Below are 14065 nucleotides of genomic sequence, written 5' to 3'. Positions count from 1 at the left end.
TTGACATGAAAATCGGAATTATCGGTGCCGGCAATATCGGCGGCGCGCTCGCAGGCCTGCTTGTCAAGGCGGGACACCAGGTCGATATCGCTAACTCGCGCGGTCCGGCCACGCTTTCAGAATTAGCCGCGAAGACAGGTGCACGCGCGGCAACTGTTGAGGCAAGCGTGCTTGACAAGGACGTTGTGGTCGTGACTATCCCCCTCAACGCCATCCCGTCACTGCCTCGCGACCTCTTCGCCAACGTGCCCGCGAAGACCATCGTCATCGACACCAACAACTACTATCCCCGCGAACGCGACGGCGCGGTCGCCGACATCGAAAACGGCATGACGGAAAGCGCCTGGGTGGCAAAGCAACTCGGCCGCGACGTGGTGAAGGCATTCAACATGATCTACGCCACGAGCCTCGCCAAGCTTGGCAAGCCGGCGGGCCAGCCGGGTCGCATAGCAATTGCAGTGGCCGGCAACGATCAGGCCTCGAAAGCCGTCGTTATCGGCCTGATCGATGAGATCGGTTTCGACGCTGTGGATGCCGGAAGTCTGGACGACTCCTGGCGCCAGCAACCGGGCTCGCCTGTCTATGTGAAGGATCATGACGCAGCCGGCGTACGCCAGGCGCTGACGGAGGCTAGCCCTCAACGGACGGACCAGTGGAAGGCAACTCCGCGCAGCCCCGGCACCTTCGACGCGCCTGCGTAAACGCCAGCAACCTGACGAACCAGATCCTGCGCCTAACCTGCAGGATCTGGTCGCCCTGCATCATGCATTCCGGGCATAGTCGTCGATCTCGCGCCACTCTTTCATCAGCACCGCCCGACGGCGGGGATAACGACCGTCCTGAACGGTCATGTCGCCGATCCGGTCTGTGCGGAAATGCCGGTAGTCGCCACGCAACTCGCACCACGCCGCCATGATGCGGATATGCTCGAGATAGCCGAGCGCGAACGGCCAGACCCTTCGGACGGAGACGGCACCGCTTTCGTCGGTATAGTTGAGCTCGAGAATGCGCTCCATGCGGATCGCCCGACGGATGACCGAAAGGTCCGCCTTGTCTTCGCTTATGCGGCGCGGACCGACCAGCAGCGTCGCCGAATCGATTTCGTCGCGCATTTCTTCAGGCAGCACGGCGGCGATCTTGGCCATCGCATCGGCGCCGGCCGCGGCCAGTCGCGGCTCGGCGGCACGCGCCACCCACCGCGAACCGAGCACCAGAGCCTCGATCTCGTCCTGCGAAAACATCATCGGCGGCAACATGAAGCCCGGCTTCAGCACATAGCCGACGCCGGCCTCGCCTTCGATATGCGCCCCTTGCGCTTGCAGGCTGGCAATATCACGGTAGAGCGTCCGCAGGCTCACGCCCGTCTCCTCCGCCAGCGCCGCCCCAGTCACTGGACGGCGATGGCGACGCAGGGCCTGCAGGAGAGTCAGCAGCCGCTCGGAACGGGCCATGGCAAATATCCGCCTAGCGCTTCCACTCGATCCAGTCGCGCATCAGCCGGTGGGCAATGGCACCCTTCGGTGGCGAGGTGTGGCCGGATGCATCCACCCGCTCCAGCATTGCCAGCGTCTCCTCCGGCGTAAACCAGCGACAGTCGTCGAGCTCAGTGGAGTCAATGTGGATTTCGGTGGATTTCGCTTCGGCATAGCAGCCGATCATCAGCGAATGCGGCATCGGCCACGGCTGCGAGGCATGATAGCGGATGCGGCCGGTGGCGATGCCGGATTCCTCGTGCGTCTCGCGGCGCACGGCGCTTTCGATCGTCTCGCCCGGCTCGACGAAACCGGCAAGGCACGAATACATTCCCGGCGGGAAGTGGTGGCTTCGACCGAGCAGACAGAGCTCTCGGGCCTCATCGACGACGAGCATGATGACGACGGGGTCGGTGCGCGGAAAAATCGTGTGCTGGCAGGCTGTGCAGATGCGCTTGTAGCCGCCGAGATGGCCTTCGCTTGCAGATCCGCAACGGCCGCAAAAACGGTTGTCGCTATTCCAGCGGAGGAGGCTGGCAGCCTGTGCCGCCTCGCCCAGAATTTCGCCTTCGAACAGATGCTCGCGCCACAGCGCCCGCATGTCTGTCGCCTTGTATTGGCTGGCAAGATCATCGGCCCCTATGCCCACCGGCACCGCGAGCCGCGGCTCGCCGCTCTTCTTGTAGCCAAGCAGCACCGCATTATCCCAATCCGGATCGAGCTCGGCCAGTTCGTATTTGGCAAACAGCGGATCGAGGATCTGGCCGTCATGCTTCAGCACCAGCTTTTCGCCGGCAAAGGCCAGGATATGGGTCCCGTCGATGGACAGCGCTTTTTCCACCGAGCTTTCATCGCGATGCTCAGAGTCGCGGTTCAGTGCGTTCTCGGCAAAAGCGGTAAGGCTGCTGGGCTCGGGGTGGGGCGCGTCGGAGGTGAAGAGGGAATGGCTCATGGGGACAGGGCTTTCTGCATTCGGGTCATGAAGGCGCGCATCTCGTCGTCCTCATAGGGCTTCTGATGGCCATGACCCCAGACGGGCCCAGGCCAGTTCGCATCCCCTTCGGACCGCGCAATGACATGAACATGCAGCTGTCTGACAATATTTCCAAGGGCGCCGACATTGATTTTCGTAGCCCCGGTGACGCTCTTCAACGCGCTCGACACCATATTCGTCTCGAAGGTGAGCAAGGCCTGGTCGAGAGGTGTAAGCTCGAAAATTTCAGAGATTGCCTGCCGGCGCGGCACCAGCACAAGCCATGGCCAGCGGCGATCCTTCATCAGGCGCAGGTCGCAAAGACCTGTGATCGCAACAGACACTGTGTCCTTCGCCAGGCGATCATCGAGCACGAATGGGCTCATGGTGTCTCCTCCAGTATTTTTTCAAATGTTTAGCAGTTTTTTTGTGGGCGTGCTTGCATTTGATGGCGAGATTGCCGATATGTCGCTCCGGGAGGTTGGTGGTGGACGAGCCACTCGCCAACCGGGTCAGGTCCGGAAGGAAGCAGCCCCAACGAGCCAGGCACGGGTCATCGTGCCAGCCTCCCACCCTTTTCTCATAGCGATGTCCGGCTTGCCCGGCGATAAGCAGGGCGATGAGCGAAATCGAGCGACCAGCAAATTCAGCCGCGTCGACCGGCACCGGCTACAGGGTACTGGCCCGCAAATATCGCCCCAAGGATTTTTCGGACCTGATGGTCGGCCAGGAGCCGATGGTCCGCACCCTGACGAACGCCTTCGAGACCGGCCGTATCGCCCAGGCCTACATGCTGACCGGCGTGCGCGGCGTCGGAAAGACGACGACCGCCCGCATCCTGGCGCGTGCCCTGAACTACAAGACCGCCGAAATCGACACGCCCACCATCGACCTGCGCATGCTTGGCGAGAACTGCCAGGCAATCATGGACGGCCGCCACGTCGATGTCATCGAGATGGACGCCGCATCGCACACCGGCATCGACGACATCCGGGAAATCATCGAGCAAGTTCGCTATCGCCCGGTGTCGGCACGCTATAAAGTCTACATCATCGACGAAGTGCACATGCTGTCGACTGCCGCCTTCAACGGCCTGTTGAAGACGCTGGAAGAGCCGCCCGAGCACGTCAAATTCATCTTCGCGACGACGGAAATCCGCAAGGTGCCGATCACGGTGCTGTCGCGCTGCCAGCGCTTCGACCTGCGCCGCATCAGCGCCTCCGATCTCGTCGGCCTGTTCTCCACCATAGCCGCCAAGGAAGGCATCCGAGCCGAGGCTGAGGCCCTGGCGATGATCGCCCGCGCCGCCGAAGGCTCCGCCCGCGACGGCCTGTCGCTGCTCGACCAGGCAATCGCCCATGGCGGTGGCTCGGTGCAGGCCGATACCGTGCGCTCGATGCTCGGCCTTGCCGACCGCGCCCGTATCGTCGACCTGTTCCAGCATATCGTCAAAGGCGACGTTGCCGCTGCCCTTGCCGAATTCAATGGCCAGTACGAGGCCGGCGCCAATCCCGTCGTCGTGCTCACCGATCTTGCCGATTTCACCCATTTGGTGACGCGCCTGAAATATGTGCCCGACTCGGCCAACGACCCCTCGCTGAGCGAGATCGAACGCATCAGCGGCCTCGAATTTTCCCGAACGCTTGCAGTCACCACCCTGTCGCGCATCTGGCAAATGTTGCTGAAGGGCATTCCGGAGACAGAAAACTCCTCGCGCACGGCGGGTGCCGCCGAAATGGTGCTGATCCGCCTCGCCCATGCCGCCCACCTGCCCTCGCCGGAGGATGCCGCAAGGCGCCTGGCCGAAATCGGCAGCGACAGCGGCGGTGGCGGCAGTTCGCGTCCCACCCCATCGGGAAACGGTAACGGCAACGGCGCTGGCGCTTCCGTTGCCTACCAGCCAGCCACATCCAGAAACGCCCCCGAGGCGGCCCCGCGCGCAAACAGCGGAGCAGCCACGATGCTGCGCGCCGTCCCCGATGCCGCGCCGCAGCCCATCGCTGCAGGGCGCACCGAGGCAAAGCCCGTCGAGGCTCCGAAGCCGAGCGTCGCCATCCGGTCGATCGGCGATATCGCCGACCTCTGCGGCGTCAAGCGCGATCCCCGGCTGAAGGCCATGGTGCGCACGTTCCTGCGGCCGGTGAAGCTGGAGCCCGGCCATCTCGATGTCAGCCTGGCGCCCGGCGCGCCCGGCACTCTGCTCAATGAACTCGCCCTGAAGCTCAAGGAATGGACCGGCATCCACTGGGTCGTCAGCCTCAGCCGCGATGGCGGGGCACCGAGCGAGACCGAGGCCGAGACCAAGGCGCAGGCACAGCGCATGGTCGATGCCAGCCAGGACCCGGACGTCGCCGCGATCCTTTCGCAGTTTCCTGGCGCCAAAATCATCGACGTGCGCGTCCGCGCCGATCCGGATGACGATGCAGGCGATGAACCGCTCGCCGCCCCAGCCGTTGCCGAATCCGACGAAGGCGATATCCTGCCGGGCGACGACATAGAATTCTGATCGAACACCAAAAGACAGCAGAGAAGGAACGAAGGCGATGCGCGACATCATGGGAATGATGGGCAAGGTCAAGGAAATGCAGTCCAAGATGGAAAAGATGCAGGCAGAAATGTCTGACATCCATGCGGAAGGCAAGTCGGGCGGCGGTCTCGTCACCGTCACCCTGAACGGCAAGGGCGAGATGATCTCGCTGAAGATCGACCCGTCTCTGTTCAAGGAAGACGATGTCGAAATCCTGGAGGATCTCGTCGTCGCAGCCCACACCGATGCCAAGGGCAAGGCCGAGGCCATCGTCGCCGAAAAGACCAGGGAACTGACCGCCGGCCTGCCGATCCCTCCCGGCTTCAAGATGCCTTTCTGAGACCGGGAAGCAACCGCAGCCTGAATATCACCGGAAGGACGGTCGCGCCATGTTCGGCTGTCGTGCGTTTCGGCGGCGAGCCGTCAGGCCTGCGCTTCGATCTTCTCGCGAAACTGCTTGTGCAGCGGCGTCGACAGATAGCGCTCCCGGTCCTTGGGCGACAGCTTGCGGCCGAATGTCTTCATCATCTCCGGCATCGTCACCCGCTCGCCTTCGAACGGCCGGTATTCGACACCGGTACCTGAAGACAGCGACGCCGGCTTCAGCACGCGGCAGTAGATGCCGGGCAGACCGGCATTCATGTAGCGCTTGACGAACTTCGGGTCGCCCATCTTGGCCGCGAAGGTGGCGCAGGGGATGCGCGGCGATGTCACCTCGAGCACGAGATCGCCCGCCACGAAACGGTCGCCGACGGCAACACTGGTATTGTCGAGCCCGTCGATGACGACGTTCTCGCCGAACAGGCCGGGCGGAACCGGCTGTCCAAGTTCGCGTGCCCACCAGTCGAGCGTCAGCGAGCCCTCGACGTATACCGCCTGGCAGGGACCTCCATGGTGCTTTCGATTGCAGACGGCGTCGCCGATCAGGCCGTTTTCATCGATCATGACCGCGCCGGAAACCGGATGCTTGTTGATGCCAGTCTTGTAGCTCTTGCCGGGTAGTTTTTCGGCATTGCCGGTGCAGACGGCGAGAATTTTCATGGGATGCTGTCTCCTGACGCGATTCCGTTTCTCTAGCATATGGTCTAAGAACGCCCCATGGCAAAACGAGTCACCGGTCCCGAAATTGAAAAACTGATCCAGTTGCTGGCCAAGGTGCCCGGCCTCGGGCCGCGTTCGGCGCGCCGGGCGGCGCTGCATCTGATCAAGAAAAAAGACCAGTTGCTCGGCCCCCTCGCGGTGGCCATGGGCGAGGCCCACGACAAGGTCAAGATCTGCTCGCACTGCGGCAACGTCGACACCGTCGACCCCTGCACGGTGTGCACAGACGACCGCCGGGACCAGGCCGTCATCATCGTCGTCGAGGATGTCGCCGACCTCTGGGCGCTGGAGCGAGCAGCAGCGATGAACACCGCATACCACGTGCTCGGCGGCACGCTGTCGCCGCTCGACGGCGTCGGACCGGACGACCTCAACATCCGTGGCCTTGTCGCGCGCGTCGCCGAAGGCGGCATCCGCGAGATCATCATCGCCGTCAACGCTACCGTCGAGGGCCAGACGACAGCGCACTACATCACCGACCAGCTCGCAGGCCTCGACGTCAGGATCACCCGATTGGCCCATGGTGTGCCCGTCGGCGGCGAGCTGGATTATCTCGACGAAGGCACCCTGACGGCGGCATTGAGGGCGAGGACGCTGATATGAACGAGAGATCGACGATGCGGATGATGGATATGACATCGCCCCCCTCCACCCTCCCTCATTCCTGTGCTCGTCACAGGAATCCAGCCATGGCGCGTCTGCGCCATGAGAAAACTCTGCGTCATGGAAAGTGTTTGTCGCCCAAGGACTTGGGCGACTGGATTCCTGTGACGAGCACAGGAATGAGGGAAATCGGGTCCCTCATCATTCTCGTCCTCCTCACACTCCTCCCGCTACCCGCCTTGGCAGCGCCCTCGAAGGCCGACGTCGAAGCGCAGTTCCAGGCCTGGGTCAAAACCGAGATCTATCCGGAAGCGCGCAAGGCCGGCGTCTCGGAAAAGACGCTGAACGCCGCCTTTGCCGGTGTCCAGTTGAACTGGAACCTGCCCGATCTTGCGCCGCCCGGCTTCCCGCCGGTGAAGCAGCGGCCGCAGAGCCAGGCAGAATTCTCGTCACCGGCACCCTATTTCAACAATGACCGGCTGCAACGATTGGCCGTCACCGGTCGCGGCTTCGCCTCGCAGTATTCTTCGACGCTGAAGCGGATCGAGAAAACCTATGGCGTGCCCGGCTCGATCGTGCTTGCCATCTGGGGCCGCGAGACCGGCTTCGGCGCCGCCACCATGAAGAACTCGGCGATTGCCATCCTTGCGACCGACGCCTTCATGTCGACCCGCAAGGAGATGTTCCGCACCGAGCTGATCACTGCCCTCGGCATTCTCGAGCATGGCGACATCGGCCCAGACCAGTTCAAGGGCTCCTACGCCGGTGCGCTCGGACAGCCGCAGTTCATGCCGTCGAGCTATCTGAAATATGCAGTCGATTTCGACGGCGACGGTCATCGCAACATCTGGACGTCGGTGCCGGACACTCTGGCATCGATTGCCAACTACCTGGTCCAGAAGGGCTGGCAGCGCGGCCGTGGCTGGGGTTACGAGGCGACGATACCGGCCGCTGTTTCCTGCGCCCAGGAAGGCCCGGATCTCGCCAAGCCGATTGGAAAATGGGCGGCGGACGGCATCACGCGCGTTAATGGCAGCAGCTTTCCGGCCAGTGAATTGAAAGCATCCGGCATGATGCTGGTGCCGGCCGGCCGCGACGGCCCGGCCTTTATCGTCACGCCCAATTTCTATGTCATAAAAGAGTATAACAACTCTGATCTCTATGCGCTCTATATCGGCAATCTCGCCGACCGCATCGCAGACAATGCCGGCGCCTTCAAGGGACCATGGGGCGATGTCGGCAAGATGCTGCGCTCGGATGTCGCCGCAATGCAGAAGGCGCTGCAGCACAAGGGCTACGATGTCGGCGGGACGGACGGCTTGCCGGGCTATAAGACACGGCGCTCGATCGGCCAGTGGCAGGCAAAGAACGGCGAGCGGCCGAGCTGTTACCCGGAGGCAAGAATGATGGGTGTGCTTAAATAGCCGCTGGCGATTGCAGACCTTGCAATTTGGTAAAAACCTGGCTATATCGCATTCAAATTCTTGATCGTCTGATGAAGGGTGGGCCGCGAGGACCCGCTCTTTTTTATTAGCTCGAGCATGGAATGCCAAATTTTCCAGGAGCGCATGCTTGTCGGACCTGACACACGCCGAAGACCCCAACGAACCCCGCCTGATCGTCGAAACCGGTCTGGACCAGCGCGTTGCAGCCATCATCGAACCGGTGATTGTTGACCTCGGCTACCGCCTCGTGCGCGTCCGGCTGATGAACCAGAACGGCGCGACGCTGCAGATCATGGCCGAGCGTCCTGACGGCACCATGACCGTCCAGGATTGCGAGGCGGTATCGCAAGCCGTTTCACCGGCTTTGGATGTGGATGATCCGATCGATAAGGCGTATCATCTAGAAGTGTCGTCGCCGGGCATCGATCGCCCGATGGTGCGCAAGTCGGATTTCAGTCGCTGGCAGGGCAACCTCGTCAAGTGCGAGACCTCGATCCTTGTGGATAACCGCAAGCGCTTCCGCGGCAAGATCATCGCCGTGGATGCCGATGGATTTACCATCGAACGTGACCAGCCGGCCTACGGCGAAGATCCGAAGGTCGTTATTCCGTTCACGACGCTAGCCGAAGCGAAGCTTATTCTGACTGACGATCTCATTCGTGACGCGCTGAAGGCCGACAAGCTGGCCAAGGCAGCGAACCAGAACGAACAAGAAGAAGACGAAGATACTTCACCGATAGACTAACCGCCCACGGGACGGGAACCCGGGCAGGAAGACGGAGAAATTAAAATGGCAGTCAGTGCGAACCGCCTGGAACTTCTGCAGATCGCAGACGCCGTGGCGCGCGAAAAGGTCATCGATCGCGAGATCGTTCTTGCCGCAATGGCAGACGCGATCCAGAAGGCTGCGCGCTCCCGTTACGGTTCGGAATCGAACATCCGCGCGGACATCAACCCGAAGACCGGTGAAATCCGTCTGCAGCGTCTGCTCGAAGTGGTCGAAGTAGCCGAAGACTATGCGATCCAGATCCCGTTGGAACTGGCCCGCGACCGCAACCCTGACGCTGCCCTTGGCGACTTCATCGCCGATCCGCTGCCACCGATGGATTTCGGCCGCATCGCCGCCCAGTCTGCCAAGCAGGTCATCGTCCAGAAGGTCCGCGAAGCCGAGCGTGATCGTCAGTACGACGAGTTCAAGGAACGCGTCGGCGAAATCATCAACGGCACCGTCAAGCGCGTCGAATACGGCAACGTCATCGTCGACCTCGGTCGTGGCGAAGGCATCATCCGTCGCGACGAGATGATTCCGCGCGAAAACTTCCGCTACGGCGACCGCGTCCGCGCCTTTGTCTACGACGTCCGCCGCGAACAGCGCGGTCCGCAGATCTTCCTGTCGCGTACCCATCCGCAGTTCATGGTGAAGCTCTTCACCATGGAAGTGCCTGAAATCTACGACGGCATCATCCAGGTGAAGTCGGTTGCCCGCGACCCGGGCTCGCGCGCCAAGATCGCCGTCATCTCGAACGATTCGTCGATCGATCCTGTCGGCGCCTGCGTCGGTATGCGCGGTTCGCGCGTCCAGGCTGTTGTCGCCGAACTGCAGGGCGAGAAGATCGACATCATTCCGTGGAGCCAGGAGCCGGCGACTTTCGTCGTCAACGCCCTACAGCCTGCAGAAGTCACCAAGGTCGTGCTCGACGAAGATGCAGAGCGCATCGAAGTCGTCGTGCCGGACGAACAGCTGTCGCTGGCCATCGGCCGTCGCGGCCAGAACGTCCGCCTCGCTTCGCAGCTGACCGGCTGGGACATCGACATCATGACGGAAGCCGAGGAATCGGAACGCCGCCAGAAGGAATTCAACGAACGCACCACCCTGTTCATGGATGCGCTCGACGTCGACGAGATGGTCGGCCAGGTCCTTGCCTCCGAAGGCTTTGCCCAGGTCGAGGAACTCGCATTCGTCGATCTCGAGGAAATTGCCTCGATCGACGGTTTCGACGAGGAAACCGCCCAGGAAATCCAGCAGCGTGCACGCGAATTCATCGAGCGTAACGAAGCCGAGATGGACGAGAAGCGTAAGGCGCTCGGCGTTGCCGACGAATTGCTGCAGATCAACGGCATGACCGCCCAGATGATGGTGGCGCTCGGCGAAGACGGCATCAAGACGCTGGAAGACTTTGCGGGCTGCGCCTCCGACGACCTGATCGGTTGGACCGAACGCAAGAACGGCGAGACCAAGAAGTTCGAGGGCCTGTTCTCCAAGCTGGAGGTTTCGCGCGTCGAGGCCGAACAGATGGTCATCCAGGCACGTCTGGCCGTCGGCTGGATCACCGAAGACGAAGCAACTGTGCAGCTTGCAGAGGTGGCGGAAGCCGAACCTGAGGCTGAGCGCGATGCCGAGCAGGGAGCATGACCGCGGCACTCCAACAGGATGTTGCGCTTGACGACGACGATGTACCGACCGAGGAAAAAAACGGTCGCATGTGCATCGTCACCCGCGAGAGCGGTGATTTGGACGACCTGATCCGGTTCGTCGCCGCGCCAGACGGCACGGTGGTACCGGATCTGAAACGGCAATTGCCGGGACGCGGATGCTGGGTCAAGCTCGACCGGGCAACAGTCGACAAGGCGGTGGCAAAGAAGCTCTTTGCCCGCGCCCTGAAGGCGGATGTGAAGGCATCCGAGGATCTCGGCGAAACAGTCGAGCGGCTGCTGAAGATGCAGCTTGCCGGCATGATGCATATGGCCCGCAAGGCCAGCCAGTTTATCAACGGCTCGTCGAAGGTCGACGGGGCAATCAGATCAGGCGGCGCAATTGCCGTCTACCACGCCGCGGACGCAGCCGATGACGGCGTCCGGAAAATCGACCAGGCCCGCAAGGCCTGGCATCTCGGAATGGAAACCGAGCAGGAAATACCATCTTCCCGTCCGTTCACGACGGCGGAAATGGACGAACTGATGGGCCAGAACGCTTTTATCCACGCCTGCGCGCTTGCAGGGCAGGCGGGTGAAGGTGTAGTGAAACGCGCAAACCTGCTCGAACGGTACCGCAACGGCGGTCAGTCCCGGGCAACGGGCGCCGCTGGCCAGCTAAAACAATGACGCGGACATCGGTGAACGCCGGACGCATCGTTAAGGTACATCGAATTAAAGACAGGGTCTGATGGTAGTCATCCGCCCTGTTTGAAGGAACAGGACCGGAATGACTGACAACAACGACGAAAAGACGCTGAGCGCATCGGGTAAGAAGACCCTCACACTGAAACCTTCAGGCGTGAACCAGGGCACCGTGCGTCAGGATATGGGTCGGGGTCGCACCAAAGCGGTCGTGGTCGAGACTCGCAAGCGCCGCCCTCTACGCCCGGAAGACGACAAGCAGGTGATCACGCCGGTCACGGCCCCAGCGCCTGCCGCTGCTGCACGCGTCGAGGCTGCACCGCAGCCTGCGGCCCGTCCGGCCCAGCCGCAGATCCAGACCCGCGTCAACCAGCCGAGCGGCATTGCTCCGCGTGCCCAGCCGGCAGCGCCGACCTACCAGGCGCGTCCGCAGCAGGATCGCCCGTCGCGTCCGGTCGTGCTCAACCACCTTTCGCCAGACGAGATGGATGCCCGCCGCCGCGCGCTTGCCGATGCGCAGGCCCGTGACGCTGCAGATGCCATACGCCGCGCCGAGGAAGACGCCCGCCGCAAGATCGAAGACGAAAAGCGCCGCATCGAGGAAGAGGCTGAAGCCGTTCGTCGCGCTGCCGATCTCGCTGCACGCGGTCCCGAAATCGCAGCTGCCGAAGCCGCCGCAGAAGCAGCGGCCGAGGAAGCAGCCCGTATCGAGGCTGCAAAGCCTCAGCCGGTTGCAGCTCCGCTCGTTCGCCGTGCAGATGCCGGCGCTCCGGCCGCACGCCCCGCCGTCGGCGATGTTGCCGGCCGCCGCAAGCCTCTTGGCGAAGAAGAAGAGAACCGCGGACCGCCGCGCACTGCCGTCATTCGCGGCAAGGTCGTTCGCGTCGAGCCGCCGAAGACACCGGCTCGTCCGAAGACCGAAGAAGAGCGCCGCCGTGGCAAGCTGACTGTCACGACAGCCAATGTCGATGACGACGGCACGGGTCGCGGTCGTTCGCTGTCGGCCATGCGTCGCCGCCAGGAGAAATTCCGTCGTGGCCAGATGCAGGAGACCCGTGAAAAGGTCCTGCGCGAAGTGATCCTGCCGGAAACCATCACCATCCAGGAACTCGCACAGCGCATGTCCGAGCGCGCCGTCGACGTGATCAAGTTCCTGATGAAGGAAGGCCAGATGATGAAGCCGGGCGACGTTATCGACGCCGATCTTGCTGAACTGATCGCGGTCGAATTCGGCCACACGGTCAAGCGCGTATCGGAATCGGACGTCGAACTGGGCCTGTTCAATGGCTCCCAGGAAGACGAAGAGCTAGTCTCGCGTCCTCCGGTTGTCACCATCATGGGCCACGTCGACCACGGCAAGACCTCGCTGCTCGATGCTATCCGCAAAACCAGCGTTGTGTCCGGCGAAGCTGGCGGTATCACCCAGCATATCGGTGCCTACCAGGTCGAGCAGAACGGCCAGAAGATCACCTTCATCGACACCCCGGGCCACGCCGCGTTCACCGCCATGCGTGCCCGTGGTGCGCAGGCTACCGACATCGCCATCCTGGTGGTCGCGGCCGACGACAGCGTCATGCCGCAGACGATCGAATCCATCGCCCATGCCAAGGCTGCCGGCGTGCCGATCATCGTCGCGATCAACAAGGTTGACAAGCACGAAGCCGATCCGCAGAAGGTCCGTAACCAGCTGCTGCAGCATGATGTGTTCGTGGAAACCATGGGCGGTGAAGTGCTGGACGTCGAAGTCTCGGCCAAGACCGGCCTGAACCTCGACAAGTTGCTCGAAGCCGTGCTGCTGCAGTCGGAAATTCTCGACCTCAAGTCCAACCCGTCGCGTCCTGCCGAAGGTACGGTCATTGAAGCCCAGCTCGACCGCGGTCGTGGTCCGGTTGCGACTGTTCTCGTCCAGAAGGGCACGCTGCGTCCCGGCCAGATCATCGTTGCCGGCGATCAGTGGGGCCGCGTTCGCGCGCTGGTCAACGACAAGGGCGAGCAGGTCAAGGAAGCCGGGCCCGCCACGCCGGTCGAGGTTCTCGGCCTCTCCGGTACGCCGTCTGCCGGTGATCGCTTCGCGATCGTCGACAGCGAAAGCCGGGCCCGCGAGATTTCCGAATATCGCCAGCGCCTCACCCGCGACAAGGCCGCTGCCCGTCAGTCCGGTCAGCGCGGCTCGCTGGAACAGATGATGACGTTGCTTCAGAACAACGTTCTCAAGGAATTCCCGCTAGTCATCAAGGGCGACGTGCAGGGCTCGATCGAAGCCATCAACGGCGCGCTCGACAAGCTCGGCACCGACGAAGTGCGTGCTCGCATCGTCCATTCGGGCGCCGGTGCCATCACCGAATCGGATGTCTCGCTGGCCGAAGCCTCGGGTGCCGCGATTATCGGCTTCAACGTCCGCGCCAACGCACAGGCACGCGCGTTCGCCGAACGAGAAGGCATCGAGATCCGCTATTACAGCATCATCTACGATCTCGTCGACGACGTGAAGCAGGCAATGTCTGGCCTCCTTTCGCCAGAACGCCGCGAAACCTTCATCGGCAACGCCGAGATCCTCGAAGTCTTCAACATCACGAAGACAGGCAAAGTGGCCGGTTGCCGCGTTACCGAAGGCAAGGTCGAGCGTGGAGCAGGCGTCCGCCTTATCCGCGACAACGTCGTTGTCCACGAAGGCAAGCTCAAGACACTCAAGCGCTTCAAGGACGAAGTTTCCGACGTGCCGATGGGCCAGGAGTGCGGCATGGCCTTCGAGAACTACGAAGACATGCGTGCCGGCGACGTCATCGAATGCTTCCGCGTCGAACACATCACGCGTACGCTCTGATCG

General features: G+C 62.4%; 13 protein-coding genes and 1 other RNA gene. 10 read left to right on the top strand and 4 right to left on the bottom strand.

Features of this window, described 5'->3' with window-relative positions:
* Positions 1–5: 5 nt before the first annotated feature.
* Entirely contained in the window at positions 6–701 is a 696-nt protein-coding gene (locus J5278_RS04065) for an NADPH-dependent F420 reductase (RefSeq protein ID WP_209182183.1), read from the top strand.
* 60 nt (positions 702–761) lie between these two features.
* On the opposite strand, the gene J5278_RS04060 is transcribed toward J5278_RS04065, so the two are convergent.
* The 3 genes from J5278_RS04060 to J5278_RS04050 are packed head-to-tail and all read right to left on the bottom strand — an operon-like array spanning position 762 to position 2831.
* Positions 762–1451: a YafY family protein gene (locus J5278_RS04060; protein ID WP_209182177.1), complete on the bottom strand. Its 690-nt coding sequence runs from the start codon at positions 1449–1451 to the stop codon at positions 762–764.
* A gap of 13 nt (positions 1452–1464) precedes the next feature.
* Complete coding sequence (gene nudC, locus J5278_RS04055) at positions 1465–2424, bottom strand: NAD(+) diphosphatase (protein WP_209182176.1); 960 nt, start codon at positions 2422–2424, stop codon at positions 1465–1467.
* On the bottom strand, positions 2421–2831 hold the full coding sequence (locus J5278_RS04050) for an HIT family protein (RefSeq protein WP_209182175.1): 411 nt from the start codon (positions 2829–2831) through the stop codon (positions 2421–2423). The genes nudC and J5278_RS04050 overlap by 4 nt, the downstream gene beginning before the upstream one ends.
* Before the next feature lie 90 nt (positions 2832–2921).
* Here J5278_RS04050 and ffs point away from each other — a divergent pair.
* The 3 genes from ffs to J5278_RS04035 all read left to right on the top strand — a co-directional run bounded on the left by ffs (position 2922) and on the right by J5278_RS04035 (position 5312).
* Positions 2922–3018, top strand: an RNA gene (gene ffs / locus J5278_RS04045) — signal recognition particle sRNA small type.
* A 46-nt stretch (positions 3019–3064) separates the two neighbouring features.
* A complete protein-coding gene (locus J5278_RS04040; RefSeq protein ID WP_209182174.1) occupies positions 3065–4951 on the top strand; it encodes a DNA polymerase III subunit gamma/tau in 1887 nt (628 codons plus the stop codon).
* A 37-nt stretch (positions 4952–4988) separates the two neighbouring features.
* Positions 4989–5312, top strand: coding sequence for a YbaB/EbfC family nucleoid-associated protein (locus tag J5278_RS04035; RefSeq protein ID WP_111220873.1), 324 nt, complete (start codon positions 4989–4991; stop codon positions 5310–5312).
* A gap of 83 nt (positions 5313–5395) precedes the next feature.
* Here J5278_RS04035 and J5278_RS04030 read toward each other — a convergent pair whose 3' ends face one another.
* Positions 5396–6013: an MOSC domain-containing protein gene (locus tag J5278_RS04030; protein ID WP_209182173.1), complete on the bottom strand. Its 618-nt coding sequence runs from the start codon at positions 6011–6013 to the stop codon at positions 5396–5398.
* A 57-nt stretch (positions 6014–6070) separates the two neighbouring features.
* Between J5278_RS04030 and recR the strand changes: the two genes are divergently transcribed.
* The 6 genes from recR (at position 6071) to infB (ending at position 14062) form a co-directional block, all read left to right on the top strand.
* The gene (gene recR, locus J5278_RS04025) at positions 6071–6676 is read left to right on the top strand and encodes a recombination mediator RecR (RefSeq protein WP_209182172.1); all 606 of its coding nucleotides are present in this window, start codon (positions 6071–6073) and stop codon (positions 6674–6676) included.
* Positions 6677–6855: 179 nt separating this feature from the next.
* Positions 6856–8100, top strand: a complete 1245-nt coding sequence (locus J5278_RS04020) for a lytic murein transglycosylase (protein ID WP_209182171.1) — start codon at positions 6856–6858, stop codon at positions 8098–8100.
* 148 nt (positions 8101–8248) lie between these two features.
* On the top strand, positions 8249–8866 hold the full coding sequence (rimP, locus tag J5278_RS04015; protein ID WP_143123263.1) for a ribosome maturation factor RimP: 618 nt from the start codon (positions 8249–8251) through the stop codon (positions 8864–8866).
* Positions 8867–8911: 45 nt separating this feature from the next.
* Complete coding sequence (nusA, locus tag J5278_RS04010) at positions 8912–10534, top strand: transcription termination factor NusA (RefSeq protein WP_209182170.1); 1623 nt, start codon at positions 8912–8914, stop codon at positions 10532–10534.
* Complete coding sequence (locus tag J5278_RS04005) at positions 10531–11223, top strand: RNA-binding protein (RefSeq protein ID WP_209182169.1); 693 nt, start codon at positions 10531–10533, stop codon at positions 11221–11223. The genes nusA and J5278_RS04005 overlap by 4 nt, the downstream gene beginning before the upstream one ends.
* Positions 11224–11323: 100 nt before the next feature.
* On the top strand, positions 11324–14062 hold the full coding sequence (infB, locus tag J5278_RS04000; protein ID WP_209182168.1) for a translation initiation factor IF-2: 2739 nt from the start codon (positions 11324–11326) through the stop codon (positions 14060–14062).
* The last annotated feature ends 3 nt before the right edge of the window (positions 14063–14065 follow it).

It is taken from the genome of Rhizobium sp. B21/90 (assembly GCF_019355815.1).
GTDB lineage: Bacteria > Pseudomonadota > Alphaproteobacteria > Rhizobiales > Rhizobiaceae > Rhizobium > Rhizobium rhododendri.
This window is presented reverse-complemented; position numbering and strand designations above follow the sequence as displayed.

Excerpts from the sequence above, each read along its gene's own strand:
- J5278_RS04035 (WP_111220873.1), top strand. The coding sequence starts at position 4,989 with ATGCGCGACATCATGGGAATGATGGGCAAGGTCAAGGAAATGCAGTCC.
- J5278_RS04040 (WP_209182174.1), top strand. The coding sequence starts at position 3,065 with ATGAGCGAAATCGAGCGACCAGCAAATTCAGCCGCGTCGACCGGCACC.
- infB (WP_209182168.1), top strand. The coding sequence starts at position 11,324 with ATGACTGACAACAACGACGAAAAGACGCTGAGCGCATCGGGTAAGAAG.
- J5278_RS04060 (WP_209182177.1), bottom strand. The coding sequence starts at position 1,451 with ATGGCCCGTTCCGAGCGGCTGCTGACTCTCCTGCAGGCCCTGCGTCGC.
- nusA (WP_209182170.1), top strand. The coding sequence starts at position 8,912 with ATGGCAGTCAGTGCGAACCGCCTGGAACTTCTGCAGATCGCAGACGCC.
- J5278_RS04050 (WP_209182175.1), bottom strand. The coding sequence starts at position 2,831 with ATGAGCCCATTCGTGCTCGATGATCGCCTGGCGAAGGACACAGTGTCT.
- J5278_RS04030 (WP_209182173.1), bottom strand. The coding sequence starts at position 6,013 with ATGAAAATTCTCGCCGTCTGCACCGGCAATGCCGAAAAACTACCCGGC.
- J5278_RS04020 (WP_209182171.1), top strand. The coding sequence starts at position 6,856 with ATGAGGGAAATCGGGTCCCTCATCATTCTCGTCCTCCTCACACTCCTC.
- J5278_RS04065 (WP_209182183.1), top strand. The coding sequence starts at position 6 with ATGAAAATCGGAATTATCGGTGCCGGCAATATCGGCGGCGCGCTCGCA.
- recR (WP_209182172.1), top strand. The coding sequence starts at position 6,071 with ATGGCAAAACGAGTCACCGGTCCCGAAATTGAAAAACTGATCCAGTTG.
- nudC (WP_209182176.1), bottom strand. The coding sequence starts at position 2,424 with ATGAGCCATTCCCTCTTCACCTCCGACGCGCCCCACCCCGAGCCCAGC.
- J5278_RS04005 (WP_209182169.1), top strand. The coding sequence starts at position 10,531 with ATGACCGCGGCACTCCAACAGGATGTTGCGCTTGACGACGACGATGTA.